4 protein-coding genes are annotated in these 1,955 nt (G+C 65.7%); 2 read left to right on the forward strand and 2 right to left on the reverse strand.

Annotated elements, in window-relative coordinates; genetic code table 11:
- A partial coding sequence (locus BLX41_RS15330) for a DUF2834 domain-containing protein (protein ID WP_123725587.1) occupies nucleotides 1-297 on the reverse strand: 297 nt, incomplete at its 3' end.
- Nucleotides 298-323: 26 nt separating this feature from the next.
- A complete protein-coding gene (locus BLX41_RS15335) occupies nucleotides 324-713 on the reverse strand; it encodes a DUF6713 family protein (RefSeq protein WP_259744929.1) in 390 nt (129 codons plus the stop codon).
- 148 nt (nucleotides 714-861) lie between these two features.
- On the opposite strand from BLX41_RS15335, the gene BLX41_RS15340 reads away from it, so the two are divergent.
- Both BLX41_RS15340 and BLX41_RS15345 read left to right on the forward strand, forming a co-directional pair.
- Entirely contained in the window at nucleotides 862-1,320 is a 459-nt protein-coding gene (locus BLX41_RS15340; protein ID WP_123725589.1) for a GNAT family N-acetyltransferase, read from the forward strand.
- A gap of 44 nt (nucleotides 1,321-1,364) precedes the next feature.
- A partial coding sequence (locus BLX41_RS15345; protein ID WP_259744930.1) for a helix-turn-helix domain-containing protein occupies nucleotides 1,365-1,955 on the forward strand: 591 nt, incomplete at its 3' end.

The following is a 1,955-nucleotide window of genomic DNA, read 5'->3' on the forward strand; positions in this document are numbered from 1 at the left end:
GCCAAAGCCGTTGACCACGATGTACAGCAACGGGCCGATGGAGACGAAGACCGCCGTCAGCAGCAGGTAGGGCAGCACCGACAGCGCCGAGCGCCCCCGGGCCCGGGCGTCTCGCAGCATCCACAGTCCAGCCAGCAGCGCCATCAGGTACAGGTCGATGACCACCTGCGCGGTGTCGGGTTGCGACAGCAGTTGCACACCGAACTGCAGCAGCGACTGCTGCGCCTGGAGCAGGGTGAACAGGGTGTAGGCACTGAAGGCCAGCAGGGCCAGCAAAGCAAGGTAGGGACGGGGCATGATGGGTTCCTTGAGCGGTGATGGGATCAGTTGGCGCATTGGCCGCGTTGCCGGCCCAGGTCCAGCATCAGGTAGAGGAGGCCGCTGGCGCCACAGGAGACGATCAGCGTTTGCGAGAGCAGCGAGTCGAAGAGGTACAGCGGGTGCAGCTGAAGGTTGTAATGCAGCCCGGCATGGACCACGGCAAAGGCGGCCAGCAATTGCCGGCTGGTGCGTCGCATGGCCTGGCGCGGGTGCCCGATCAGCCACATCAGTGCGGCGCACAGCGGTACATGCAGCGCAATGAACCACTGTTGGCCAAGCGCCGGGTCGAGGTCGCGCAAGCCATACAGCAGGCGCCACTCGGCTTGGGCCACGGCGTCCAGTTCATGGCCGGCGAACAAGGCCAGGCATAGGCGCCAGAGGGTTTTTCTCACCGTTAAACTCCTTGAACTACGGGGAGCGAACAGGCTAAGTGGCAACCCCCGGGCCACTCAATGACCTTCCAGGTCATAGACAGGCGTGGGGCACAAGCGCTCAGCTGGGCGGCACAGAACGACAACCACCTTCAAGGAACGAGTAGCGATGAGCGACAACGAACAGGCTCCTGAGCCAGGCACCTCGAGGGTGATCCGTGAGGCACGGCCCGACGATGTGCCGGCCATGCTCGGTTTTGATGCCTACGCACAAGCCCATGCCAGCCGGGGCCAGGCGCTTCGCGAGGCGGTCGGGCGGGGCCAGGTGTGGGTCGAGTTGGCGTGCGACGGGATCGCCGGTTATGTGCTGCTCAATCATGATTTTTTCGATCAGGGGTTCATTTCCCTGGTGGTTGTGGCGCCCGGGCAACAGCGTCAGGGGGTGGCACAACGGCTGCTCGCTGCCGCCGAGAAGGCTTGTCGGACGAGCAAGCTGTTCACTTCCACCAACCGTTCCAATCGGGCGGCCCAGGGGTTGCTGGCCAAAGCCGGCTTCCGTCCCAGCGGGGTGATCGAAAACCTGGATGAGGACGATCCCGAGCTGATCTTTTTCAAGCCTGTTCGCTGAGCGGCCCGCCAGCGGCTAACCCACCCACAGGATGACCAAACCCGATGCTCGAACCCCTTGACCGCGTTCCCGTGCCAGTGCTGTCGGTCGGCGCGCAGCTGCGCCAGTTGCGGCGGCAGGCGCGCTTGAGTCAGCTGGACCTGGCGTTGCAGGCGGGCATGTCGCAACGGCATCTGAGCTGTGTCGAGACGGGCCGGGCGCAGCCCAGCCCAGCGTTGCTGCACAGCGTGCTGAGCACCCTGGATACCCCGCTGGAAATACGCAACCGGGTGTATCTCGCCGCCGGCTACGCCCCCCGTTATGCCGCCTTGCCGTTGAGCGATCCGGGTCTTGCGCCGGTGCGCGCCGCGCTGATGCACCTGCTCCAGGCCAACAACCCGGCGCCGGCCATTGTCATCGACAGCGGCTGGCAGGTACTGGCCGCCAACCGCGCCACCGCGGCCTTGTTCGGGCTTTTGGGGCTGCCGTCGACGGCGCTGGAGCAAGGCTTCAATCTGTTGGCGAGCCTGCTGCTGCCCGGTGGTTTTGGCGACTGCCTGATCAACGCCGAGGAGATCCGTCAGGTGGCTTGGCAGCGGGCGGCCCGGGAAGCGGCGCAACAGCCGGGGCTGGCGGCGCTGCTGGCGAGCCTGCCG

Source organism: Pseudomonas protegens (assembly GCF_003732485.1).
Lineage (GTDB): Bacteria > Pseudomonadota > Gammaproteobacteria > Pseudomonadales > Pseudomonadaceae > Aquipseudomonas > Aquipseudomonas protegens_B.